The organism is Mucilaginibacter pocheonensis (genome assembly GCF_031456535.1).
Classification (GTDB): Bacteria; Bacteroidota; Bacteroidia; order Sphingobacteriales; family Sphingobacteriaceae; genus Mucilaginibacter; species Mucilaginibacter pocheonensis.
In genome coordinates, this window is the sequence record NZ_JAVDUU010000001.1 from 815,706 (window position 1) to 839,995 (window position 24,290).

A 24,290-nucleotide genomic window follows, 5' to 3' on the forward strand; every position below is an offset into this window, starting at 1 on the left:
GGCATATCAATATAAATAACACCTATGGGAATCACGATAGTTGGTAATAAGAACATGAACACCAGTCCCGCGCGTCTATCCTTATCCACTCTTTTACCCAGGTTTGTGGTATCTGCCCTGGTATTTGTTATTTCCTGTTTAACCTTATTCATAACTTCTGCACAGGCGCAGATACACGTCATTCCGCAGCCCTTGCATTTAACTGCGCAAAAAGGCGGGTTTATTTTAAGCAACAAAACAGTTATAGGGGTTGATCAGCAAAGTGAAACCGTAGGCAAATATCTGCAGGCCTATTTGAACAGGTATTATAAACTTAATTTAAAGGTTAAGGTTTACAAACACATTCCAGCCAATAATGCTATAAAACTAATTACCGGAAATAATAACAGTATTGAAGGCGCCTATACACTAAGTGTAGTTCCCGGCGGAATAAAAATTACGGGCAATGGCGCCGGGGTGTTTTATGGCGTACAATCACTTATACAACTGCTGCCTGCTAAAGTAGCTAAGCCGCTGCGGGTAGCTGCCTGTAAAATTGCCGACGAGCCGCGTTTTCAGTGGCGGGGACTTAGCTTGGATGTAAGCCGTCATTTTTTTACGGTTGATGAGGTTAAGAAATATATTGATGTAATGGCCCATTATAAGCTGAATGTATTTCATTGGCATTTAACTGATGATGAGGGCTGGCGCATCCAGATTGATAAGTATCCGCGTTTAACAGAGGTTGGTTCAAAGATCAGTTATTATGCAAAGCAAGGTAAGTTCCGTAAGCTGGATAACCTGATAGATGATGGCCGGGACGGCTTTTACACCAAAGCCGAAATACGCGACGTGATCAAATACGCGCAGGACCGGTTTGTAACCATCTTGCCCGAAATTGAAATGCCCGGCCACAGTGAAGCCGCCATATTTGCGTACCCTGAACTGGGCTGTCAGGATTCAACAGGTGCTAAACACCGTGTGCGCATGCTTGACCCCAGCGAGGATACCTTTAAGTTTATGGAAGATGTTTTAACCGAAGTGATCGGGCTGTTCCCAAATCAATACATCCATATTGGGGGCGATGAAGCTGAAATGGCCGATTGGCTGAAAAGCCCGGTTGCCGTGGCCCTGATGAAAAAAGAAGGTTTGAAGAACGAAAAGGAAGTACAAAGTTATTTCGTTAAACGGATTGAGAGATTCCTGGTGTCAAAAAACAAAAAACTGGTGGGCTGGGACGAGATACTACAAGGCGGGCTTGCCGAATCTGCTACGGTAATGAGCTGGCAGGGCGAAGCCGGGGGCATAACAGCGGCCAAAATGCACCATCATGTGGTCATGACGCCATTGCCCTATATGTATTTTGATGCCCCGCAGGCTAATGAGGACCTGGAACCGATTGGCTGGAACCCGCCGGTTACCTGGCAAATGGTTTACAATTATGAGCCGCGTTCAAGCCAGCTTACACCTGCCGAGGCCGAATACATATTAGGCGCCCAGGGTAATATCTGGACCGAAAAAGTGCCCAATCTTCGCCATCTGGAATATATGGTTTACCCGCGGGCGCTGGCCGTTGCTGAGCTTACGTGGAGTTTAAAGGAAAATAAGAACATCAGCCGTTTTGAATACAAAATAAAGCAACAATACGGCTTATTTAAATTGTGGAACCTAAACGCCCGCCTGCCCGATATTGTTGGGGTTGATAATATAACTACTAACGCAGATCTTTTTAAAACAACCCTCAAATACCCCCTGCTGGGCGCCCATGTACGATATTCGCTTGACAATAACATGCCCGACAGTACAGCGAAAGCGATTGCCTTTCCTGTAAATATCAATGTCCCGCTTAAAGACAGCCTGGTGTTAAAAACATATACCACTTGGACATTGAACAAACAGCGCATACTGCAAACCGCTACCATAAAGCGTGTAGTTATTGCTGCAGGGGCCATCAACACTGCAGGCTTAAAAGCCGGTCTTGATTATAAATTAATAAAAACCAAAGAAACAAACTACGCCAAACTGGATACCATTCCGCCGGTTACCATTGCCGTAGTAAATATGGCAAACCCAGAGGTATTGCCCGTAACGGATGGCAACCTTACCTGGGTTAAATTTAATGGCTATATAAAAATTGATCAGGAAGGCGATTATGAACTCACCTCGGGCTTTGAGGTAAGTCCGGCTTTGTTTATAGGCAGCCAACTGCTTATTATGCCCGATAAAAACACCTACGCAGAACCTCAAAAGGCTCTGTTGCATCTTAAAAAAGGTGTTTACGAGTTCAGCGGGTATTACATTGCCAATAATATTAACAGTAAGCAAACCTTGTTGCAGCTTAAAACAGCCGCAGGCAAATTACTTGATCCGCGGGCATATTTGTTCCACTTATAAATTTGTTAATGGCATGGTGCACAAAAAATGGAGTTTAGTGGTAGCAGCATTTTTCATAGTTTCAGCAGGCAGTGCCCAGGTTTATAAAGATTCCCGCGCCCCCGTTGAACAGCGTGTTAAAGACTTGCTCGGCCGGATGACACTGGAAGAAAAAATTGGCCAGATGAGCATGAACTCATTAAAAGGGTCACTGAATAGTACCATTGCTTACGGGGTTTGCGAAAGTCCGTTCGTTACTATCCAAGAAATAGCCGCGTTATCCATAAAAGCAAAAAAATACGCCCGGGAGCAAACCCGTTTGGGTATCCCGCCCATACAAATAGGCGAGTGCCTGCACGGGCAACTGGCATCCGGGGCTACCATTTTTCCCCAGGCTATAGCACAGGGAAGCAGCTGGAACCCGGCGCTCATCAAACAAATGGGTTCGGTTATCGCTTATGAGGCGTCATCATCAGGGGTTGACCAGGCGTTATCGCCCTTGTTCGATCTTATCCGCGATCCGCGTTTTGGCAGGGTAGAGGAATGCTATGCCGAAGACCCTTACCTGGTGGGCCGGTTAGGTGCCGCCTTTGTAACCGGGATGCAGGGTGATGCCACTCAAAGTATAACAGGTATAGGCAAAAATAAGGTAATGTGTACCGCCAAACATTTTGCAGCATATAGCATTCCTGTTGCGGGCATTAACCTGGCACCGGCGTTTATCGGCGAGCGCGAGCTCCGGTCTATGTTCCTGCCACCTTTTCGTGATGCGGTACAAAAGGCTAATATTTATTCGGTAATGCCGTCATACAACGAAATGGATGGCGTGCCCGCCCATGCCAACCGTTTTTTACTGGAGCAGGTATTGCGCAGGGAGTGGGGTTTTAAAGGTTACGTTTTTTCTGACTATGAAGGCCTGAAAATGTTATATACCTTTCAGCATATTGCAAAAGGAGCGGTGGATGCGGCACCTATGGCGCTAAACGCGGGTGTCGACCTGGAAGCACCCAGCGCTGATGTATATAGCAAGCTCATTGAACTGGTAAAAACCGGCAAAGTAAAGGAGGCACAAATAGATACCGCCGTGGCACGCATCCTTACTGTTAAATTTAAGGCCGGGTTATTTGAAAAACCATTGGTTGATACCTTGCAGTTAAAAAAGCGGGTGCACACTCCTGCACACGTGGCCCTGTCGCAGCAAATAGCCGAAGAATCTATCATCCTGCTCAAAAATGATAAGCAACTGTTGCCTTTACATATCAACACCCTCAAATCATTGGCAGTTGTAGGCCCCAATGCAAATCAGGTACAATACGGTGATTACAGTTCAACCCGCGATAACCGCTCCGGAACAACGGTGCTTGACGGCATAAAACAATTGGCGGGCAATAAAGTAAGGATCAACTACGCCAAAGGCTGCAGCCTGTCGGGGCAGGATACAAGCGGTTTTGCCGAAGCAGTAACCGCAGCCAAAAACAGCGACGCAGTGGTAGTTGTGCTGGGTACTACCAGTGTGGTATTCTCAGGCATTGGATGGAACGGGCATGCGCCCGAAAGCGAGCCCAAAGACCCGTTTACCTGCGGAGAAGGTTATGATGTTACCGATATAAACCCCCAGGGGGTACAGCGCCAGCTGCTGCAGGCAATTTATAAAACCGGTAAACCGGTGATACTTGTACTGGTACATGGCCGGCCCTGGAGTATTGCCTGGGAAAAAGAACATATCCCCGCCATACTGGAAACCTGGTACCCCGGTGAAAAAGGTGGTGCTGCGGTGGCCAACATCTTGTTTGGCAATGTAAATCCATCGGGCAGGTTAAATGTGTCTATACCGCAATCGGTAGGGCATATCCCGGTATTTTATAATCATGTAAGTTCCGGCAGGGGCTTTTATCATAACCCGGGTTCGCCAGGCAAACCGGGACAGGACTATGTTTTTTCATCAACTGAGCCGCTTTTTCCGTTTGGCTTTGGCTTAAGTTATACGTCGTTTCAATACAGTAACATGCAAGTCTCGGCAACATCGTTCGGCAAAAATGAGCAGGTGCAGGTGTCTGTAAATGTAACCAACAGCGGTAAAACAGAGGGAAAAGAAGTGGTGCAAATGTACCTCGGCAATAAAGTAAATACGGTAACTACGCCGGTAATGGCGCTTAAAGGTTTTGATAAGATAACACTTAAACCTGGCGAAACTAAAACGGTAAGGTTCACGATAAAGCCGGAGGATATTGCCATCTGGAATACGGATATGCAACTGGTTACGGAGCCGGGAACTTTTGATGTGATGATAGCCCGCTCGGCTGATGATGTGGTACTTAAAAAAACACTGGAATATAAATGATAACGAGCGTATGGGCACGCCTCTGCTAAACAACCCGGGTTAAATCAATTTGCTGAAATGATAGCCTAAAATTGGTTCAGTATTAACACTCTTTACAATTTTCCATTCTTTTAGTTCCGGGATAAACTGTGGCGGTTCCAGGCCCGAACTGATGGATGCCTGTGTATAAAAAGTCGACCGGGTAGGGTGGCCCGGCGAACAACCATTGAACAAATATCCAAATGCCTGTTTGTTAATAACAGCCAGGCTTAAACCAATACAGTCGTCCAGATGGATGAGGTTAACGGTGGCATTGCCGTTGGGTATATTCTTTTTCCCGGCAAAGAACCTGCCCGGGTCGCGGCCGGGGCCAATCAGCCCCGCAAAACGGATAATGGTTGTTTTAAACGCGGTTTCATTTTTAAAAAGGTTCTCGGCTTGCAGCAATATCCTGCCAGCATCTGAAACAGGTTGCGGATCGCTAAGCTCATCCACTTCGGCATTTAAATCTGCATAAACGGCTGTTGAGCTGATAAATATGATGTTTTTGATTCCGGATTGCCTGATAGCTGCAATGATGCGCTGCATTTTATAAATATAGCCTGCCGCTTCGCCCGCCCTGCTTTTGGGGGGGATACAAACAAACAACACATCGCAATTAAAAAAATCAGCATCATAGCTTTCACTGCCGGGCAAAAAATTTGCCAGGTATGGCTCGATGCCATCAGCGGCTAAAACATCTTTTTTGTGCGGCGAAGTAGTTGAGCCTTTTACATGTTCGCCCTGGTTAATAAGTGCTTTTGCCAGCGCGGTGCCATACCAGCCGCAACCTAAAATACTAATGTCCATTTGCCGGTATATTGCTTGCCTGTAACTTAATTTTAATGAATTGGCGCAAAGGTAATTAAATATCCGCTTGTGTGCCCGCGGGTAATTATGTACTTATCGCTTAAACTTTTTACACCCTATGATCGTTGTTGTTGTATGAAAAAGGAGATTTTAGCAACATCTGTACTTTTAGGTTTAACCGCTTTGGCATTGCATGCAAGGAACAAACCTTTAGAAACGGTAAAATACGTAGAACTAAAAAAATATCTGGGCACCTGGTTTGAAATAGCCGCCATTCCGCAAATTTTTGAAAAAGGCTGCATTTGCACATCTGCAACTTACGGGTTAGACACTGATGGTACTTTAATTGTGAAAAACCGTTGTATTAAAGACGATAAATTAAAGATAACCGAAGGCCGGGCCTTTATAGCCGATAATAGTAACGCGAAATTAAATGTGCAGTTCTTTTGGCCTTTTAAAGCTAAATACTGGATCATTGACCTGGCGAAAGATTATAGCTATGCTGTGGTTGGTCACCCCGACCGCAAATCACTCTGGATATTGAGCCGCCGGCCAACTCTTGACGAGCATATATATGATCATCTGGTGGTACGTGCCGCCAATAAAGGTTTTGATGTACGGCAACTGGTAAAAACCGAACAGATAGCCGATGTATCGGGTATATAAAAGATAATAGCTGTGTTCCTCGGGGTACTCTTTGAGGGAGCCCTGAGGAATAATCGTTCCCTCGAGTTCAGTCGTGTCGTGTCCTCACGGTCAGCACCTGGCAGATAATATACAAGCCAATGTGCCGATATTCGTTTGTAACGCTTTACAGATTAAATACACCCCAAACGGGGTGCATACCCATTGTATTAAAAACGATAGCCTAAAGTGAGGAAGCCATTATTGTTGGTTTTCTTAAAGTTGGCTGTAGGGTTTCCGCTGTTAATCAAATAAGGCGAAAATGCTTCAGAGCCGGTAACATGTGCATAAGTGGCATCAACATAATAAGGGCCAAACCTAAGACCAATACCACCGGTAACCGTTTTAATGTCGCTGGTTACATCTGTGGCGCCCGTATTGTTTTTAAAGGGACTGCCTTGCTGGCTATAGCCCCCGCGTAAATAAAACATATTGGTTACCCGGGCCTCAGCACCGGCATGTATATTAATGGCCGATTTGTAGTTAGCTTTAATAGCGGCAATATCATCGCTATTATCATAGCTGTCATTACTGCTGATATGAGTTGTTGAATAGTCGATGTATTCCACATCGCCCGATATAAAGCCATATTTGCCAATAAATACCGCAGCGCCGCCAGCTAATTTGAGCGGGGTGCGCATATTATAGCTGAGCGCGTAATCGCCGGAGCCGTTAGGCTGATTAGCTTTTCCGTTAATAGACGTTGCAAGCCCTTCGTTATAAATATCATTAATGCTGTAAAAGGTAGGGGAGGTAAAAGTAAACCCTAAACGTACAGCTTCAACGGGTTTATAAATAGCACCTAACTTAACGTTGGCACCAGATCCTCTGGTTGATTGGTTTTGCGAATAGTTGGAATTGAAAGGGGTTGGTGTACCGGTTGTACCACCGTTTGTAACTATTGAGGCGGAGCCATCTTCAATAAATTGCCGGTAATAATCATATCTCAGGTCGGTTACAGCAACCCCCAGGCCCAGGTATAATTTGTTGCTGTAGTTAGCGCCAAAAGCAAAATTAAGCTCTGACTGACCGCCTGTACGCGAAATTACCCCGGTTTGGTTTACGGGTGTGTAAACCGTACTGGCAAAATCAGGCTTTGCGTTTGTGCCAAAATTGTCAATCAGTTTATCATCATAGGCCCATTGCCCCAGTGCGTCATCGGGATAGTTATTCGCTGTGCCGGCGTAGTAGTCAGATATGGAGTTGGCCGTATTTTTGCCGCCATAAACTATGTTTTCATAAAAATTATTGGTACGGCTATAACCCGCGCCATAGTTGATGCTGAGCCAGCCTTTGCTTTTATCGCGCCCTCGTTTTGTATTAAGCTGCTGATAAATTACCACAGCGGCGTTACTGAAATTAACATTATTCTTGCTGGTGCTGCTGGCCTGCCCAAAATAACTCGAGTTTACTTTTGATCCATTATATTCTGGTGTTACACTAAACTCTGAGTGGGTAAAAAAGCCCAGGCCTGCAGGATTGCCGCTAATAGCACTCAGATCGCCGCCTATGGCTGTACCGGCATTGCCAATTGCTTTAATACGCGAAGTAGAGCCATTTTGAAAGGTGGAGAAACGCACCGCATCCTGCGAGTACTGCGCAAAACTATCTTTGGCAATTGCTACTATAACAATTACGCTTAGTAAATATTTAATTTTCATAGAATCTTAGCAAATAAAGTTATGGTCTGCCAGGTCTGCCGCCGCCACCGCCACCACCACCGCCAGAACTTCTGGAGCCACCTCCTGAATTGTTGGAAGGCGCTGAAGGTGCACGGTCAACTGTAGGTTGCTGCATAACAGGCCGGGCATTTTCGGTACGGGCCGGATAATTTGTATTTGTACGTGACGGCCGTGCATCAGTACGTGCCGGTCGCGAATAGCTGTTGTTGGTACCCCTGCCGCCGGGTATATAACCAATACCGCTGCCGGCCGGTACGCGCGTACCATAGCCAGGCCTGCCGTTGCCTGTACCTGTGCCACGGCTGCCAAATGGAATACCCGATCCGCGATTGGGACGGGGTGTACCGGACGCGTAATATCCGCCTCCATAATAACCTCCGCCGTAGTAACCACCGCCATAATAGCCACCATATCCCCAGTAAGGACCTCCCCAGCCGTAACCATAGCCAAGACCTAAGCCCCAGCCACCATAGCCATATCCAAAGCCCAAACCCCAGCCGCCATAACCGTAAGGTGTATAACCATAGCCAAAGGGGCCATAATTAAAGCCTAAGCTAAAGCCGCCGTTGTAGTACGGGTTACTATAGCCGTAATACAGGTTATCATAATAACTAAAAGGCGAAAAATAACTGAAACGGTTTATGCGCGATGTATAATCGTCGTAATAAAAATAGTCGTCATCGTCGTCGGTGTAGCCTTGCTCCTGGCCCGCGTTTGGATTGTAGTTGTCTGCAGCGGCATAAGTAGGCTCATCACCGGCCTTTGCATTTGAAAAATAAACATCATCACTGCTTTCGGTATTTGCGAGTTTTGTAGTGGAGCAGGAACTCAACGCCAGGGCGCCGATCAGAAAAATTCCTATAGCAATGTTCCGTTTCATTTCAGGTATATAAAAAGTTCGAGTTCAAATAACTTTTAAATTTATAAATTTGGCGGCAATATACAATAATTGCACAGTCAAATTCTATTTCCAAACTATATGAGCAAAGGTGTTATCAGTAAAGACGAAGATTATTCGCAATGGTTTAACGACTTAGTAATTAAATCTGACATGGCCGAATATTCGCCGGTGAGGGGCTGCATGATCATTAAACCCTATGGATATTCCATCTGGGAAAAAATGCAGGCCGTGCTCGATCAGATGTTTAAAGATACCGGGCATAGCAATGCCTATTTCCCGCTTTTTATACCCAAGTCGTTTTTCTCAAAAGAGGCCAGTCACGTTGATGGTTTTGCTAAAGAATGCGCCGTAGTAACACATTACCGCTTAAAGAATGATGGAAATGGTAATATTGTGGTTGATGAAGAAGCAAAACTGGAGGAAGAACTGATCGTTCGCCCTACATCCGAAACCATTATATGGAACACCTACAAAGGCTGGATACAATCATACCGCGACCTGCCCATACTGGTTAACCAATGGGCCAATGTGGTACGCTGGGAAATGCGCACCCGGTTGTTTTTGCGTACCAGCGAATTTTTGTGGCAGGAAGGCCATACCGCCCATGCTACATCAGAAGAAGCCATTGCCGAAACCGAGCAGATGCTGGAAGTTTATGCCAACTTTGCCGAAAACTGGATGGGATTGCCTGTAATAAAAGGCCGTAAAACACCTAATGAACGTTTTGCCGGTGCATTGGATACGTATTGCATTGAGGCGCTGATGCAGGATGGTAAAGCCCTGCAAGCGGGTACATCGCACTTTTTGGGACAAAATTTTGCAAAGGCTTTTGATGTGAAATTTACCGGCAAGGATAATAAGCTCGATTATGTTTGGGCTACCTCATGGGGTGTATCAACCCGTTTAATCGGCGCCCTTATCATGGCCCACTCTGACGATGCCGGACTGGTATTGCCGCCAAAACTGGCGCCTATACAGGTTGTTGTAGTTCCGATTTATAAACACCAGGAAGAGCTGGATAATATATCGGCTTATGTAGCTGCATTAAGCAAGGAGCTGAAGGTCAAAGGTATATCTGTAAAATTTGATAACCGCGACACTCATCGCCCGGGAGCAAAATTTGCCGAGTATGAGCTTAAAGGGGTGCCTTTGCGCGTTGCCATTGGCAGTCGCGATATGCAGAACGGAACAGTTGAACTTGCCCGCCGCGATACCAAAACCAAAGAGACCGTTAATCAGGAAGGTTTGGCACAGCATATTGAAAGCCTGCTGGAGCAAATTCAAAATAACATTTATAAAAAAGCGTTCGATTTTAGGGCTGCAAACACTACCGAGGTAGATACTTACGAGGAATTTAAACGTATGCTTGATGAGCAGCCGGGTTTCCTGAGCGCACACTGGGATGGCACGCCAGAAACAGAACAGCGCATAAAGGACGAAACCAAGGCTACCATCCGTTGTATACCTTTAGACGCCAAACAGGAAGAAGGCAAATGTATTTTGACAGGGAAACCGTCGACACAAAGGGTACTTTTCGCAAGGGCATATTAATCGGTGGCGTGTTGCGGGGGTGCGTGTGGCGTGTTAAATACGCAGCAGGATACCCGCAACCCGCAACACAAAACACGAAACTGAACAAAATGAAATTCGCAACTAAAGCTATACACGCAGGGCAGGAGCCCGATCCAACAACCGGCGCTATCATGACGCCAATATACCAGACATCAACCTATTGGCAAAAATCGCCGGGCGACAATAAGGGGTATGAGTACTCGCGTGGTACAAACCCTACGCGCAAGGCACTCGAAGACTGTTTGGCGGCGTTGGAAAACGCTAAATTCGGCTTGGCATTTTCGAGCGGAATGGGCGCTACCGACGCGGTAATGAAACTGCTTGCCCCAGGCGATGAGGTGATTACCGGGAACGACCTGTACGGCGGCTCATACCGTATTTTTACCAAAATTTTTACCAACTACGGCATCAAATTTCATTTCCTTGATCTGTCTGACCCGGAGATCATCCGCCAGTACACCAATGAAAAAACAAAACTGATCTGGATTGAAACGCCAACAAACCCCACCATGCAAATTGTGGATATTGAGGCAATAGGTAAAATAGCGAAAGAGAAGAACCTGCTATTTGCTGTTGATAATACTTTTGCCTCGCCATACCTGCAAAACCCGATTGATTTGGGTGCCGATATTGTAATGCACTCGGTAACCAAATACATTGGCGGCCACAGTGACGTGGTAATGGGTGCACTGATGTTAAATGATGAAGAGCTTTATAAAAAACTTTGGTTTATTTATAATGCCTGCGGCGCTACTCCCGGTCCAATGGATAGCTTTTTGGTGCTGCGCGGCATAAAAACCCTGCACCTGCGCATGAAAGCCCACTGTGAAAACGGCAGACAGGTGGCGGAATTTTTGAAAACGCATCCCAAGGTTGAAAAAATTTACTGGCCGGGTTTTACCGACCATCCTAACCATAACATCGCCAAAAAGCAAATGCTTGATTTTGGCGGCATGATCTCTATTGTTTTAAAAGGTGCCGATCTGCAGGAAACTTTCCGTATCGCGTCGTCATTTAAAGTATTTTCGCTGGCCGAATCATTGGGCGGTGTGGAATCACTGATTAATCACCCTGTAAGCATGACCCACGGCTCAATCCCTAAGGCCGAGCGCGAAAAAGCAGGCGTGGTTGACAACCTGCTGCGCCTGAGCGTAGGGGTTGAGGATATTGAAGACCTGCTGGAAGATTTGAAACAGGCATTAAGTACCCCGACCCTCTAAAAGGGAAGGGGTAAGCATAATTATGCCAATCCGGTATGCCAATCAAAAGCATCCCCTTCAAGGGGCAGGGGGCACCGAGCTCCAAACCTTCCTTGATGCTAAGGTAGCTCAATACAACCAACCCGGTTTTATTGAAAACGACCCGGTATCCATTCCGCATATGTTCAGCAAAAAGCAAGACATCGAGATCATGGGTTTCTGGGCCGCTACCTTGTCATGGGGCCAACGGGTCACCATTATTAAAAAGTGCAGGGAGCTCATTACCCTGATGGATGGCGCTCCGTACGATTTTATAATCAATCACCAGGAACCCGACCTTAAAAAGCTGCTTACTTTTAAGCACCGTACTTTTAATGATATTGATACGCTGTATTTCATAGCGTTTTTCAGATATCATTATGAACGGTTTGAGTCGCTTGAGGATGCCTTTATTCCGGCTGAGGGCGATTATTCTCCCTTTAAGGGGCTGGGTGGCTTTCGTTCGTATTTCTTTTCCCTGCCCGATTACCCGCACCGTACGATGAAGCACGTGTCGTCGCCGTCGCAAAAATCCACCTGTAAGCGGCTTAATATGTTTTTGCGCTGGATGGTACGGAAAGATGATTGTGGTGTTGATTTCGGTATCTGGAATCGTATTAAGCCTGCCGACCTTATTTGTCCGCTCGATTTGCATGTTGACAGGGTAGCCCGCAAATTACTGCTTATTACGCGTAAGCAAACCGACTGGCAAACCGCCGAAGAACTCACCGCGCGTTTGCGCCAGTTTGATCCTCTTGACCCCGTGAAATATGATTTTGCCCTGTTTGGTTTGGGCATTGAAGAGCGTTGGGGTGTGCAGTTTTAAAATAACAAGTAGCTTGTTATGTTGGTGGGGAAAAAATCTGTGCGCCGGCTTTTCTGTTGAAGAAGATGCTTCACTATGTTCAGCATGACAATGGAGGATGTAAAAAAGGGATGTAAAAAATAAAAGCTTGTCATCCTGAGCGATAGCGAAGGATCTTCTTCGCCCTGCTGCGCGCCGGCTTTTCAATGGAAGAAGATGCTTCACTCCGTTCAGCATGACAAGGAGAATGTAAAAAAAGGGGATGTAAAACATAAAAGTGTTGTCATCCTGAGCGATAGCGAAGGATCTTCTTCGCCTTGCTGCGCGCCGGCTTTTCTGTTGAAGAAGATGCTTCACTCCGTTCAGCATGACAAGGAGAATGTAAAAAAGGGATGTAAAACATAAAAGTTTGTCATCCTGAGCGATAGCGAAGGATCTTCTTCGCCTTGCTGCGCGCATACTTTTCTGTTGAAGAAGATGCTTCACTACGTTCAGCATGACAAGGGAAATCTGACCCTGTTAAACGCAGCAATCTTTTCCTCGCTATCAATATGATAAAACCTATCAAAATGATAGGTTTTAAAATCATGAGTTTCTGACTGTATTACTGCGTAAATAGTTGTGATAAAGTGTTTTAATAATATTTTAGCAGCGGCGGCGTATATATTGTAACAGGGTTTTTCACTAACAAAATCAAAGTATATGGTATTTCCCCCTGTTGCTGTAAGCTCAATTTTTAATTTGCTTGGCAAAAACTTCAAAGCAGCAACAATGCCATTTTTAAAATCCCCTATTAGTTTATCTTATTAAATGAATTCGCACGTTAAGCAGCTCAGTTTCGCGGGTATGATCGTTACCCTCGGTATTATTTTTGGCGACATCGGTACATCTCCCCTTTATGTTTTTCAAACTTTACTGGTTGAAGGCGGAAAAGTTGACCCCGCCCTGGTATTAGGTTCAATATCCTGTATATTCTGGACACTTACCATTCAAACCACTTTCAAATACATTGTGATCACCTTGCAGGCCGATAACAAGGGCGAGGGCGGCATATTCTCCTTGTACGCCCTGGTTAGGCGTTACGGCAAATGGCTGGCCATTCCCGCCATTATAGGCGCGGGAACTTTGCTTGCCGATGGGATAATTACCCCGCCTATATCTGTTACATCGGCTATTGAAGGCCTAAACCTGGTACCCGTTTTTTCAAATGTTATTGTGCCGGGCAACAACCTTATTCTAATTGTTGTGATCAGCATTATCATACTGCTTTTCTTTTTTCAGCAGTTTGGTACCAAAGTAGTAGGTTCGGCATTTGGGCCGGTTATGCTCATGTGGTTTTTAATGCTGGGTATTTTAGGGACTATGCAAATTGTTCACTATCCAACCATATTTAAAGCGCTTAATCCGTATTATGGCGCAAGGCTGCTTATGGATCACCCCAAAGGTTTCTGGTTGTTAGGTGCCGTATTTTTGTGCACTACGGGTGCCGAAGCCCTGTATTCGGACCTGGGCCATTGCGGTCGTAAAAACATACAGGTAAGCTGGATATTTGTAAAAACCACGCTCATATTAAATTACCTGGGGCAGGGTGCCTGGGTATTGTCGCAAGGGCCATCAAAGGATTTTACCGGCGTAAACCCTTTTTTTGAAATAGTACCGCACCAGTTCCTCATCCCCAGTATAGCCCTGGCTACCCTTGCAACCATAATTGCCAGTCAGGCGCTTATCAGCGGTTCATTCACCCTCATCAGCGAAGCGGTGAGCATGAACTTTTGGCCGCGCATCACCATAAAATACCCGTCAAACATTCGCGGGCAAATTTATATCCCCAGCATCAACTGGATATTATGCGTTGGCTGTATCCTGGTATCGTTATATTTTAAAACATCGGCCGCTATGACAGCCGCCTACGGTTTCAGCATCACCATAGCCATGCTAAGCACCACCGTTTTAATGTATTTTTTTATGCGGTATGTAAAGCACTGGCCGGTTTGGCTGGTGACCATTATACTATGTGTTTTTTTAACGGTAGAGTTCTCGTTTTTTGTAGCCAATGCGGTTAAAATATTAAAACGGTTGTTTTTTGTAGGCTTTGAGGTTGGGCTGATATTTACCATGTACATTTGGTTTAAAGCGCGTAAGATCAATAACCGTTTCCTGAATTTTATTGATATAAAAGAGCAGCTTCCGTTACTGAATGCGCTTAGTGCCGACACCACGGTTAATAAATATGCTACGCACTTAATTTACCTTACCAAAGCCAATAACGGTAAGCAGATAGAAGAGAAGATCATTTACTCCATTATGAGCCGCAGGCCTAAGCGTGCCGATACTTACTGGTTTGTACATATTGAACGTACCGACGAGCCTTATACCATGGAGTACAGTGTTGATCAGATTGAACCAGGTAAGGTGATCCGCATTGAATACCGTTTGGGTTTCAGGATACAACCCCGGGTAAATGTGCTGTTCCGCAAGGTGGTGGAGGATATGGTAAAACGCAAAGAGATTGATATTACCAGCCAGTACGACTCGCTGAAAAAATACAAAGTAGCTGCCGATTTCAGGTTTGTGATCATGGAGAAATTCCTGTCGTACAATAACCTGTTTAGTGTGAGTGAAGCTTTTATTTTGAACAGCTATTTCGCCATTAAAAAACTGGCCCAGTCAGAAGCTAAGGCCTTTGGTTTGGATACCAGCGAAACCCGGATAGAAAAAATACCGCTGGTGGTAAAGCCGGTAAGTAATATTCATTTAAAAAGGATTGAACCGGTTACTTTTGGAGTGGGTAGTTTGGTTGAGGTGGATTAAGGGGGGTTAACAGCTCCCTCTCGCTTCATTAAATGGAAGTTTAACAAATCTCTAAGCGTCATTGAAAGCACGGAGACAACAACTCTCCACGCGTCATTGCGAAGAACGAAGCAATCTCTAAGCTGTACAGGGCGAATAGCCTATCGCAGAGCGCTCAATTGGCGCTGTTGCCTTGCCTCCCAAAAGCAGCAACTCTCCACGCGTCATTGCGAGGAACGAAGCAATCTCTATGCTATACAGAGCAAATAAACCTATTGCAGAACGCTCAATTGCCGCTAAGGCTGTTACTTTGTCTTGATACAAAGTAACCAAAGATCAAGTCACCAGAGAGGCTTCTTTGCCGCACATGGCCTTTGCCCGGCAAACCAGGCAGAACCACGGGCTGCTAAATTTTGCCGCTACTGCGCTCACTTATTACCCCGCGCTTCAGGCAAAATTGCTAATGCCCTTCCAGCCGCACCGGCCACCATGTTCTGCCCGCTTTTGGCCGAAGCTGTTCTGCTGACGAGAGGAAAGGGCAGCGTTTTCTTCACATGTTATTGCTGTAGAGGTTAGATAATCAGACGTCGTGGGTTTATTAATACTATAAAACAAACGCGTCATTGCGAGGAACGAAGCAATCTCTATGCTTTACAGGGCGAATATCAAACCTGTTACTTATGCGGTTGGTAAATGGTTGAGGTAGATTAAAGGGAAATATATCGTTAACCTGCTAAATGATAATTTATAAGAAAAATTGTAATTTAGTACCTAATGGCAAAGCAAAATAACAAACACCACAGGAAGCATCAAACATATTTCATAGTATTATGAAAGCAAGTGTTAGCAAGGCGGCGACTGAAAAGAAAGAGAAGAAAGACGCTAAGCCGAAGCCGAAAAATAAATGAGGTTCATAGGTATTTTATTAATATCACTGTCTATTATATGGGCGATAATAGTTCTTATGGTCTATTCCGATAGCTTAATGAGTGAAGATCATGCTATGTGGTATTATTTCGGTTGTTTGGCATTTATTGGAGTTGGAGTATTCTGTATCATTGTTCCTAAAAATAAAAAATCAAATTAGTTTGGTCTAACTGGTATATAGTCTCCTCTTGATACAAAGTAACCAAAGATCAAGTCACCAGAAATGCTTCTTTGCCGCACATGGCCTTTGCCCGGCAAACCAGGCAGAACCACGGGCTGCTAAATTTTGCCGCTACTGCGTTCACTCACATCCTGCGCTTCAGGCAAAATTGCTGATGCCCTTCCAACCGCACAAGCCCACTATGTTCTGCCCGCTTTCACCCGAAGCTTATCTGCTGACGGGAAAAAGGACAGCATCATCTTCACGCGTCATTGCGAGGTGCGAAGCAATCTCTAAGCCATACAGAGCGAATAAACCCATCGCAGAAAGCCCAATTTGCACTGGGGCTGTTATTTTTGTCCTGATATAAAGTAATCGAAAATAATTTCACTCACTATTCACCGCTCACCATTCACCACACCACTCACCACTCAACCGCCCTACGCTTCTTCCTTAAAATAAACCTTATAATAATTCATCGACCGGCCATCATCAAAGCCTTTTTCAATCAGCTCCTTGTCGCCGTGGATATAAATGTGGAAGTTTTTATCAAGCTTTAACACGCTTTTATAAACCCGGGCCTGTTTTTTAACGGCATTGTCAGATATCTCGAAGGTGTTGGCAATGGGGCTGTCAAATTCCTGCTCGTACTGGTTTTTAAAGTTTTTGAACGACTCAATGGCCTGCGGATTGCCAATCACTTCGCCGGTAAACTCGTCCATATCAAAGGTTTCCTTTTCCTTAAAATACTTCATGGAGCGGTTAAGCAGATCGATCTTATCGGCCTTGCTCATTTCAAATTCGTCATCCAGCTTTTGGGTGACAAAGTTTTTGTAGATGCCCAGGGTATTGCTGGTCTGGTTAAAACTATCGTTACGGATGCGGAGCTGTAAAAAATCATCCTTCCAGTAAACGGCGGCATCCTGTCCGCCATTGGTTTTATCAACCACCACCACTTTATAGCCGTTCTCTTTTTCAATGTTAAAGATCAAAACACCTTTGTCCAGCTTATTGATATTGATGGCGTCCTGTTCATAATCAACCTGGAACCCCCCTTTATCGGGATAAACTTTCAGGTAGGTTTCTTTATTTTCTGATTTAAAAATGCCGATGGCATCAAGCGGGTTGCCCTCAATTTGAACCTTGTTAAAATAAACCACGTAAAGCTCGCCGCCCTTAATGTTGGGGTGGGTGGTGGTTTTATAAAGGTGTTTGGCTATCTGTTCAGATGCTTCATGGAACTGCTCCTTATCGTCAAAAACCTGCGTGGCAAAATGGTGAACCTCGTTCAGGTTAAGGTTACCGCTGCTGTGCATCAGGTGGTAAACCTCATTTACTTTTTCAAAGGGTTTCAAAAAATACTGCATCAGTAGGTTGGGGATAATATCGTCCTTCAGTTCAAGCGGATGATCAGACAGGGCGTACATTTCTTCCTGCGATTGGTTACCCACATGATGTACCGAAATAGTATCGAGCGAAGCTTCAAAAAAAGTTACCATAATTGTTGCGAAGGTAGGGGTTTTGTTCATTGGGCAATGTTATTTTTTAAACAACGACTGGTTTTTATTATAATATTTTGCCTGCAATTTTGTATATTTAACCTAAGTAATCAGCCCGGCTCCTGTAACAGGAGGCCGGGCTGTTGTGTAAAACACTGAACAGGTGCAGAAACAAAGCGGTTTTATTTGAATTAGCTAACAGCCAATTACATAAAACTTTTTAAAAATTTGAAAGCCGGCAGCAATTAGCAGTTTATTTGTTAAAATGTAATAAAGTGAATGTTTTTTGAACGGTTTTTGATGTAAACAAGCTTTTTTGCAGCCATTTTTTGTTAAAATAAAGGTTTAAAAAGTTTGGAACACCGACGACCGATCGGGCAGGGCAGTACAAAGTAATTTGTATTACTTTTGTGTTTTGGTTAAACCATGGACAAAGAAAACGAATCGCTTACCACTCATTACTCGCAACAGGAAACCATAGTAGCCCTTGCCACACCCAACGGTATAGGCGCCATTGCCGTGATCCGTCTTTCGGGTCATGATGCCATTGCCATTGCTAACAGTGTTTGGAAAGGGAAGGACCTCACCAAACAGGAATCGCATACCATTCATTTTGGTCATATTGTTGATAATGAGCTTGTTCTGGATGAGGTGCTGGCCTCATTGTTCATAGCGCCCAAATCATACACTCGCGAAAATGTGGTAGAAATATCATGTCATGCCTCGGGATATATTATTGAGTCGATCATTAAATTATTTATTAAAAAAGGCGCTCGCTCGGCCAAGCCCGGCGAATTTACCCTGAGGGCATTTTTAAACGGTCAGCTCGATCTCTCGCAGGCCGAAGCCGTAGCCGATCTGATAGCTTCAAACTCTAAAGCATCGCAACAGGTGGCTTTACAGCAACTGCGTGGCGGGTTCAGCAGCCAATTGCAGGTTTTGCGCGAGCAATTAGTGAATTTTGCCTCGCTTATTGAGCTGGAGCTTGATTTTGCCGAGGAAGATGTGGAGTTTGCCAACCGTGATCAGTTAAAGCAATTAATAATTGATATTACACGGATAATTGGCCGCTTAATACAGTCATTTGAGTTGGGAAACGCTATTAAACAGGGTGTTAATACCGTAATTGCAGGCAGGCCAAATGCCGGGAAGTCAACCTTATTGAATGCGCTTTTGAACGAAGAACGCGCCATTGTGAGCCATATTCCAGGTACTACCCGTGATACTATTGAAGAAATACTCAATATTCAAGGTGTAAATTTCAGACTGATAGATACAGCAGGTATACGCGAAGCTACAGATGCCATAGAACAAATAGGGGTACAGCGTACTATGGAAAAGATCAGCCAATCGGCCCTGCTCATTTATGTTTTTGATGCAGACCAAATAAGCCCGGCGGAACTTAGAAATGACATAGAAAGCCTGCAAGCTCCCGGTATTGCTATGCTATTGGTAGCCAACAAAATAGATCTTTTAAACCAGGAAGAAAAAACAGCGCGCATCAGCGGTTTTTTCCAAAATTCAGGACTTTCTGATACTCAGACCGTTTTCGTTTCGGCCAAAGAGAAATTGCATATTGACGACTTAAAAAACAGGATATACAGCACGGCGATCAAAGGAAAATTAAGCGGCGATGAAACATTGGTAACCAATATAAGACACCTGGAAGCCCTTCAAAAAACGGAGGAAGCTTTGGTTAGGGTGCTTGGTGGTATTGACGGGAGCATAACATCTGATTTCTTATCAATGGACATTAAACAGGCCCTGCATTATCTTGGTGAAATAACCGGCGTCGTTACTACAGATGACCTGCTGGATAATATTTTCAGTAAGTTCTGTATCGGAAAGTGATTAAAGTAAATATTGGTCTCTAAAAATAGCTATAAGGATGCGTACGAAATATTAGACCATAGGCTAAAACAACCATTTGATATTGACATAAATAATAAGACTGAAAAAGTTGACTTTCCAAAGGCTTTAAATCTTTTACTTAACAATAAAGTTGAATAACCCGAATAAGAATACCATCACGGTTTTTGAGCATGAAACCATTCGTACCACCAATAAGGGGGAATGCAAAATCTCGAAACCTCAACTTGAAGCTTTACAAAAATTTAACGGCAATGAAGATGTACCTTACTTTAACTTAATTCACAACGGTGTTAAGTTTTGCGAGTATGTGGGTGTATTGCAAGTTGGGCAATTAACTATTGAAGTATTGCCAAAGATTGATAGAGGAGGCGATGAAAACAAAGGCCATTGGAAAAAGATATTGATCGATATGCTGAGAAAGGTCAGTACATTCGATGTGTCTGTAAGTAGCGAAACCAACCTCAAAATCAAAAAAAACAGTATTCTCGATCTATACATTGAGGCTTTCCTTATTCAAGTTGAAAAGTTAATTCATCAGGGACTAATAAAAAATACCGTAAGAATAAATCAAACTGTACGGCCTTAAAAGGTAAGATCGTATTCTCAAAACATATATCGAAAAACATCATTCACAAAGAGCGATTTTTCGTAAAATACACGGTTTATGACCATCAACATGCTTTAAATCAAATACTTTATAAAACACTTCAATTAATTAGAACTATTACTACTACTACAATTTTACAAAGCAAAGTAAATAGGCACATTTCAAACCTTTACCGATAAAACCTACCAACCTTTAACAGACGAACATTTAATTAAGCATCTAAAAGGCGAGCATATAGTAGGGCTTTACCCATTATTACAAGATAATACATCCTGGTTCATTGCGGCTGATTTTGATGAAACATCTGGATTGAGGAATGCAGGAAATTTATCAAAATCTGTGAGGAGTATGATATACCCCGCCTATTTAGAGCGATCTCGTTCCGGTAAAGGCGGCCATGTATGGGTATTTTTGAAGAACCCTATGAAGCATTCAGGAGCAGAAAAATAATGATGTCCATGCTTCAAAATTCAGGTTTAATTTCCGTAGCTCTGGTTTATGGATTGAATTTAGTAGGCATCCATGGTAAAAATACTTTCGTCGATCGTACTTTAATTTTGTTATGGCCGAAGGTATGATGAGCCTCAGCACATTCGGATTAAAGAAAGTAACACACCGATTACGACCAGATGGTCCAATTATTATTCTTTGCCGTCGGGCCATACGGCCAATGCCTTTCTTGGGACCGAGTTTATGGCGCAGGAGTTGGGCGATAAATCTATTGATTACAGCGTAGTGGGCAATGGCTTTGCTACTGCTACTGGCATTTTACGCATTTACAACCGCGACCATTGCGATGTAGTAGCCGGCGACAACTTGGTATTTTATCGGCAAAGGCTGCCTACCTGCTTTATCCCAACATACGCAACAGGCTTTTAAAGCTGACCGCGAAAAAGAGAATAACAGGGACGTACCTGCCGAGTTAAAGAAAGAGCCAAAGAGTAGTTCTATTGTACTGCGTTCTTATCAGGATGGGGTATTAGGTTTACATTTTGCCATGCAATTTTAAGCATCGGTATTCCTTTCACATATCGCCCTAAAACTTACAAATAAACGCAATATTTAAGTTGTAGCGTACCGCTCATAGTCGCTGTTTTATAAAAAATAGCTACTTATAGCTATTGTAATATTTTGGTAAGATTTTCAACTTAGCTATTAGTTAATACTTGTCTTTTTGAATGCCGAGCGGCTATTTTTCTTAAATCATAAGTTAAAATATTGATCCAAATCCACAAATATTAATCCATCTATTTTATCTTCTTTCCGGGTCAAATAACTACTGTAACCCCAGACCGATTGTGACAATCCGATGGCGAAGCCATGCGTATCTACATTAACCGAACCTTAATATTTTGAATATGGAATATGAGCTTAAAGCCAATTGGTATGTGGTTTATACTGTTCCTAACCTCGAAAAGAGAATCCATCAGGAATTAGGTAAGAAAAACATAAAGGCATACCTACCCATGCAAAGGGTTATACGCCAATGGAGCGATCGCCGAAAGGAACTTAAGATTCCGTTATTTCCAAACTATGTTTTTATTAATACCACCGAGAAAAAGCGTTCAACGTTATATGATATAAATGGTGTGTTAAGATTTATAACATTTAATGGCAAACCGGCAGTAGTTTCAGATGATGAAATACTAAGCATTATGCGTTTTGAGAACACTGTATTTGATGTGGAACCCCACCTTGTACAGGGCGATAATGTAATTATAACTAACGGCCCCTTTACCGGTTTGCAAGGAAAACTTTTTTCGAAACGTGGTAAACAGCGATTTGGTATTAGGTTAAAATCAATTAACCAGTCATTATCCCTTGAGGTGCCCGTGTCCTGCCTGCGAAAAATTGAATAGCTTCTATTTAATAGTTTATTTATCTGTAAATCATTTTAATTAATTAGATATGTCAGTACAACCAACTTATCCAGGGGTATATGTACAAGAGATACCCAGTGGGGTACGTACAATTGTGGGTGTTGCTACCTCAATTACCGCCTTTATTGGTTCAGCTTTAAAAGGGCCTGCCAATCAGCCTGTCACCATTAACAGTTATTCAGACTTTGAACGAACTTTTGGTGGTTTGTGGGTTAAAAGTATGATGGGTTATGCAGTAAAGGATTTTTATTTGAACGGCGGTAGCCAGGCAATAATTGTACGTATTGAGAACGGTACAACGGCATCAACCATTAACCTGCCAACACTTGGTAGCCCTGTTGGCGCGCTGTCTTTAAGAGCGGCAAGCAACGGCATTTGGGGGAACAAGCTTAAAGCATCAGTAAATTATCAAACAAAAGATGCTGATAGTGCTGTACCGGATAATCACCTGTTTAATTTAATTGTATTTGAGGATACGGATGGTGGTGTTAAAGAAACATTTTTAAACGTATCTACCAATGCTAACGATCCGCGGTTTGTTACGCGGGTTTTATTGCAAAGCTCGGTATTGGTAAGGGTAAACGGTGTTGTACCTGCAGCCCGCCCCATTGCAAGTGTACCGTTAAACCCACCGGGCAGCGGGTTTACTTCGGTTGCGGCAGCAGGCGGGTCAGACGGGATTGATTTAACCTCACTTCAATACCTGGGCAGCGAGGTAAATAAGACTGGCATTTATGCATTAAAGAATGTGGACCTGTTTAATTTATTGAGTATACCACCGGCGGTAAGGGGTGGAGACACCGACATACAGGTATATAAACAGGCTATGAAACTTTGCGTAGCCAAGCGAGCTATGCTTTTAGTGGATTCGCCGGCAGCATGGGAAGCTAATGCAGCTAATGCACCCGCAAATGCAATAGCGGGTTTAGGCGCGCTTGGTTTAAACGGCCCCGATTCCCGCAATGCAGCGCTTTATTTCCCCAGAGTTAAACTATCCGACCAGTTACGTGATGGGCAAACAGATGTTTTTGTACCGAGCGGAATAATAGCAGGTGTTATTGCACGGACAGACACTACACGCGGGGCATGGAAATCGCCGGCGGGTATTGATGCCTCACTAAACGGTGTGCAGGGAGTAAACGTCGCGCTTTCTGACGAAGAGAACGGGCAACTGAATCCATTGGGTATAAACGTACTCAGGAATTTCCCCATAGTAGGCAGTGTGGTATGGGGTGCGCGCACCTTACGGGGTGCTGATCAGCTGGCAGATGACTATAAATATGTTGCCGTAAGGCGCACCGCTTTGCTAATCGAAGAAAGCTTGTACCGGGGTACACAATGGGTCGTTTTTGAACCCAATGATGAACCACTTTGGGCGCAAATAAGGCTAAATGTGGGCGCGTTTATGCATAACCTTTTCCGCCAGGGGGCTTTCCAGGGTACTACACCTAAGGATGCATACCTGGTGAAATGTGATAAGGAAACCACTACCCAGAACGATATAAATCTGGGTATAGTTAATATCCTGGTAGGCTTTGCTCCGTTAAAACCGGCAGAGTTCGTATTTATTAAAATTCAGCAATTAACCGGACAAATAGACACTTAATAAATAAGAGTAATATGGCACAGTTTACAGTTAATACCCAGCGCTTTGACCCTTACAAGAATTTTAAATTCCGTGTAAAATGGGATGGCCGTTATGTTTTAGGGGTGAGCAAGGTAGGCGGGTTAAAAAAAACAACAGAAGTAGTAAAACACCGTGAAGGCGGGGACCCAAGCAGTAGCCGAAAGTCGCCGGGCCGTACCGAGTATGATGCAATATCGCTTGAGCGTGGGGTTACCCATGATGTGAGCTTTGAACAGTGGGCCAACAAAGTTTGGAACTTTGGTTCGGGGCTTGGTTCGGAGGTATCACTAAAGGATTTTAGAAAAGATATCATTATAGAACTTTATAATGAAGCCGGCCAGCTGGCTATAACTTACAAAGTTTACCGTTGCTGGGTGTCTGAGTACCAGGCCATGCCTGATCTGGATGCCAATGCCAATGCTGTAGCTATACAGCACATTAAACTTGAAAATGAAGGCTGGGAACGCGATTATGAAGTTGTTGAACCTGCCGAACCTTCATTTACCGAACCATAAAGCATTTAAT

At 44.1% G+C, this 24,290-nt stretch carries 18 protein-coding genes and 1 pseudogene; 15 read left to right on the forward strand and 4 right to left on the reverse strand.

The window, feature by feature from the left end; genetic code table 11:
- Positions 1-24: 24 nt before the first annotated feature.
- Both J2W55_RS03430 and J2W55_RS03435 read left to right on the forward strand, forming a co-directional pair.
- Entirely contained in the window at positions 25-2,373 is a 2,349-nt protein-coding gene (locus J2W55_RS03430; protein WP_310092004.1) for a beta-N-acetylhexosaminidase, read from the forward strand.
- A gap of 13 nt (positions 2,374-2,386) precedes the next feature.
- Positions 2,387-4,693 (forward strand): glycoside hydrolase family 3 N-terminal domain-containing protein, encoded by a 2,307-nt coding sequence (locus J2W55_RS03435; RefSeq protein ID WP_310092006.1) that lies wholly within the window; start codon positions 2,387-2,389, stop codon positions 4,691-4,693.
- A 39-nt stretch (positions 4,694-4,732) separates the two neighbouring features.
- Here the strand turns inward: J2W55_RS03435 and J2W55_RS03440 are convergent, their stop codons facing one another.
- Complete coding sequence (locus J2W55_RS03440; RefSeq protein ID WP_310092008.1) at positions 4,733-5,521, reverse strand: SDR family oxidoreductase; 789 nt, start codon at positions 5,519-5,521, stop codon at positions 4,733-4,735.
- A gap of 135 nt (positions 5,522-5,656) precedes the next feature.
- On the opposite strand from J2W55_RS03440, the gene J2W55_RS03445 reads away from it, so the two are divergent.
- Entirely contained in the window at positions 5,657-6,187 is a 531-nt protein-coding gene (locus J2W55_RS03445) for a lipocalin family protein (protein ID WP_310092009.1), read from the forward strand.
- A gap of 188 nt (positions 6,188-6,375) precedes the next feature.
- Here J2W55_RS03445 and J2W55_RS03450 read toward each other — a convergent pair whose 3' ends face one another.
- Together J2W55_RS03450 and J2W55_RS03455 are read right to left on the reverse strand one after the other, a co-directional pair.
- Entirely contained in the window at positions 6,376-7,866 is a 1,491-nt protein-coding gene (locus J2W55_RS03450) for an OmpP1/FadL family transporter (RefSeq protein WP_310092011.1), read from the reverse strand.
- A gap of 19 nt (positions 7,867-7,885) precedes the next feature.
- Positions 7,886-8,767, reverse strand: a complete 882-nt coding sequence (locus tag J2W55_RS03455) for a hypothetical protein (protein WP_310092013.1) — start codon at positions 8,765-8,767, stop codon at positions 7,886-7,888.
- A 99-nt stretch (positions 8,768-8,866) separates the two neighbouring features.
- Between J2W55_RS03455 and proS the strand changes: the two genes are divergently transcribed.
- From proS to J2W55_RS03480, 5 genes are all read left to right on the forward strand, one after another.
- Positions 8,867-10,339, forward strand: a complete 1,473-nt coding sequence (gene proS, locus J2W55_RS03460; RefSeq protein ID WP_310092016.1) for a proline--tRNA ligase — start codon at positions 8,867-8,869, stop codon at positions 10,337-10,339.
- Entirely contained in the window at positions 10,282-11,580 is a 1,299-nt protein-coding gene (locus J2W55_RS03465) for a cystathionine gamma-synthase (RefSeq protein ID WP_310092018.1), read from the forward strand. Before proS ends, J2W55_RS03465 begins: the two co-directional genes overlap by 58 nt.
- A 22-nt stretch (positions 11,581-11,602) precedes the next feature.
- A complete protein-coding gene (locus J2W55_RS03470; RefSeq protein WP_310092020.1) occupies positions 11,603-12,424 on the forward strand; it encodes a TIGR02757 family protein in 822 nt (273 codons plus the stop codon).
- Positions 12,425-12,619: 195 nt separating this feature from the next.
- Positions 12,620-12,808: a hypothetical protein gene (locus J2W55_RS03475; protein WP_310092022.1), complete on the forward strand. Its 189-nt coding sequence runs from the start codon at positions 12,620-12,622 to the stop codon at positions 12,806-12,808.
- Between the two features lie 405 nt (positions 12,809-13,213).
- On the forward strand, positions 13,214-15,214 hold the full coding sequence (locus J2W55_RS03480) for a KUP/HAK/KT family potassium transporter (protein WP_310092024.1): 2,001 nt from the start codon (positions 13,214-13,216) through the stop codon (positions 15,212-15,214).
- Positions 15,215-16,720: 1,506 nt separating this feature from the next.
- On the opposite strand, the gene J2W55_RS03485 is transcribed toward J2W55_RS03480, so the two are convergent.
- Entirely contained in the window at positions 16,721-17,779 is a 1,059-nt protein-coding gene (locus tag J2W55_RS03485; protein ID WP_310093470.1) for a nucleoid-associated protein, read from the reverse strand.
- A 426-nt stretch (positions 17,780-18,205) separates the two neighbouring features.
- Between J2W55_RS03485 and mnmE the strand changes: the two genes are divergently transcribed.
- The 7 genes and pseudogenes from mnmE to J2W55_RS03515 all read left to right on the forward strand — a co-directional run bounded on the left by mnmE (position 18,206) and on the right by J2W55_RS03515 (position 24,280).
- Positions 18,206-19,630 carry a tRNA uridine-5-carboxymethylaminomethyl(34) synthesis GTPase MnmE gene (gene mnmE / locus J2W55_RS03490; RefSeq protein WP_310092026.1) on the forward strand — a complete coding sequence of 475 codons (1,425 nt, stop codon included), beginning with the start codon at positions 18,206-18,208 and terminating at the stop codon, positions 19,628-19,630.
- A gap of 328 nt (positions 19,631-19,958) precedes the next feature.
- A pseudogene (locus J2W55_RS25730) lies at positions 19,959-20,437 on the forward strand (5-methylcytosine restriction system specificity protein McrC).
- The gene (locus J2W55_RS25735; protein ID WP_374726360.1) at positions 20,409-20,708 is read left to right on the forward strand and encodes a TOTE conflict system archaeo-eukaryotic primase domain-containing protein; all 300 of its coding nucleotides are present in this window, start codon (positions 20,409-20,411) and stop codon (positions 20,706-20,708) included. Before J2W55_RS25730 ends, J2W55_RS25735 begins: the two are co-directional and overlap by 29 nt.
- Positions 20,709-20,906: 198 nt before the next feature.
- On the forward strand, positions 20,907-21,137 hold the full coding sequence (locus J2W55_RS03500; RefSeq protein ID WP_310092030.1) for a phosphatase PAP2 family protein: 231 nt from the start codon (positions 20,907-20,909) through the stop codon (positions 21,135-21,137).
- A gap of 479 nt (positions 21,138-21,616) precedes the next feature.
- Positions 21,617-22,117 carry a UpxY family transcription antiterminator gene (locus J2W55_RS03505; protein ID WP_310092032.1) on the forward strand — a complete coding sequence of 167 codons (501 nt, stop codon included), beginning with the start codon at positions 21,617-21,619 and terminating at the stop codon, positions 22,115-22,117.
- A gap of 49 nt (positions 22,118-22,166) precedes the next feature.
- Positions 22,167-23,744: a phage tail sheath family protein gene (locus J2W55_RS03510; protein ID WP_310092034.1), complete on the forward strand. Its 1,578-nt coding sequence runs from the start codon at positions 22,167-22,169 to the stop codon at positions 23,742-23,744.
- Between the two features lie 14 nt (positions 23,745-23,758).
- Positions 23,759-24,280 carry a phage tail protein gene (locus J2W55_RS03515; protein ID WP_256537736.1) on the forward strand — a complete coding sequence of 174 codons (522 nt, stop codon included), beginning with the start codon at positions 23,759-23,761 and terminating at the stop codon, positions 24,278-24,280.
- The last annotated feature ends 10 nt before the right edge of the window (positions 24,281-24,290 follow it).

What these genes read in the sequence shown, in the direction of transcription:
- J2W55_RS03435 (WP_310092006.1), top strand. Translation starts at nt 2,387, where the DNA reads ATGGTGCACAAAAAATGGAGTTTAGTGGTAGCAGCATTTTTCATAGTT.
- mnmE (WP_310092026.1), top strand. Translation starts at nt 18,206, where the DNA reads ATGGACAAAGAAAACGAATCGCTTACCACTCATTACTCGCAACAGGAA.
- J2W55_RS03505 (WP_310092032.1), top strand. Translation starts at nt 21,617, where the DNA reads ATGGAATATGAGCTTAAAGCCAATTGGTATGTGGTTTATACTGTTCCT.
- J2W55_RS03450 (WP_310092011.1), bottom strand. Translation starts at nt 7,866, where the DNA reads ATGAAAATTAAATATTTACTAAGCGTAATTGTTATAGTAGCAATTGCC.
- J2W55_RS03445 (WP_310092009.1), top strand. Translation starts at nt 5,657, where the DNA reads ATGAAAAAGGAGATTTTAGCAACATCTGTACTTTTAGGTTTAACCGCT.
- J2W55_RS03430 (WP_310092004.1), top strand. Translation starts at nt 25, where the DNA reads ATGGGAATCACGATAGTTGGTAATAAGAACATGAACACCAGTCCCGCG.
- J2W55_RS03455 (WP_310092013.1), bottom strand. Translation starts at nt 8,767, where the DNA reads ATGAAACGGAACATTGCTATAGGAATTTTTCTGATCGGCGCCCTGGCG.
- J2W55_RS03515 (WP_256537736.1), top strand. Translation starts at nt 23,759, where the DNA reads ATGGCACAGTTTACAGTTAATACCCAGCGCTTTGACCCTTACAAGAAT.
- J2W55_RS03485 (WP_310093470.1), bottom strand. Translation starts at nt 17,779, where the DNA reads ATGGTAACTTTTTTTGAAGCTTCGCTCGATACTATTTCGGTACATCAT.
- J2W55_RS03440 (WP_310092008.1), bottom strand. Translation starts at nt 5,521, where the DNA reads ATGGACATTAGTATTTTAGGTTGCGGCTGGTATGGCACCGCGCTGGCA.
- J2W55_RS03470 (WP_310092020.1), top strand. Translation starts at nt 11,603, where the DNA reads ATGCCAATCCGGTATGCCAATCAAAAGCATCCCCTTCAAGGGGCAGGG.
- J2W55_RS03480 (WP_310092024.1), top strand. Translation starts at nt 13,214, where the DNA reads ATGAATTCGCACGTTAAGCAGCTCAGTTTCGCGGGTATGATCGTTACC.
- J2W55_RS03465 (WP_310092018.1), top strand. Translation starts at nt 10,282, where the DNA reads ATGTATTTTGACAGGGAAACCGTCGACACAAAGGGTACTTTTCGCAAG.
- proS (WP_310092016.1), top strand. Translation starts at nt 8,867, where the DNA reads ATGAGCAAAGGTGTTATCAGTAAAGACGAAGATTATTCGCAATGGTTT.
- J2W55_RS03475 (WP_310092022.1), top strand. Translation starts at nt 12,620, where the DNA reads ATGCTTCACTCCGTTCAGCATGACAAGGAGAATGTAAAAAAAGGGGAT.
- J2W55_RS03510 (WP_310092034.1), top strand. Translation starts at nt 22,167, where the DNA reads ATGTCAGTACAACCAACTTATCCAGGGGTATATGTACAAGAGATACCC.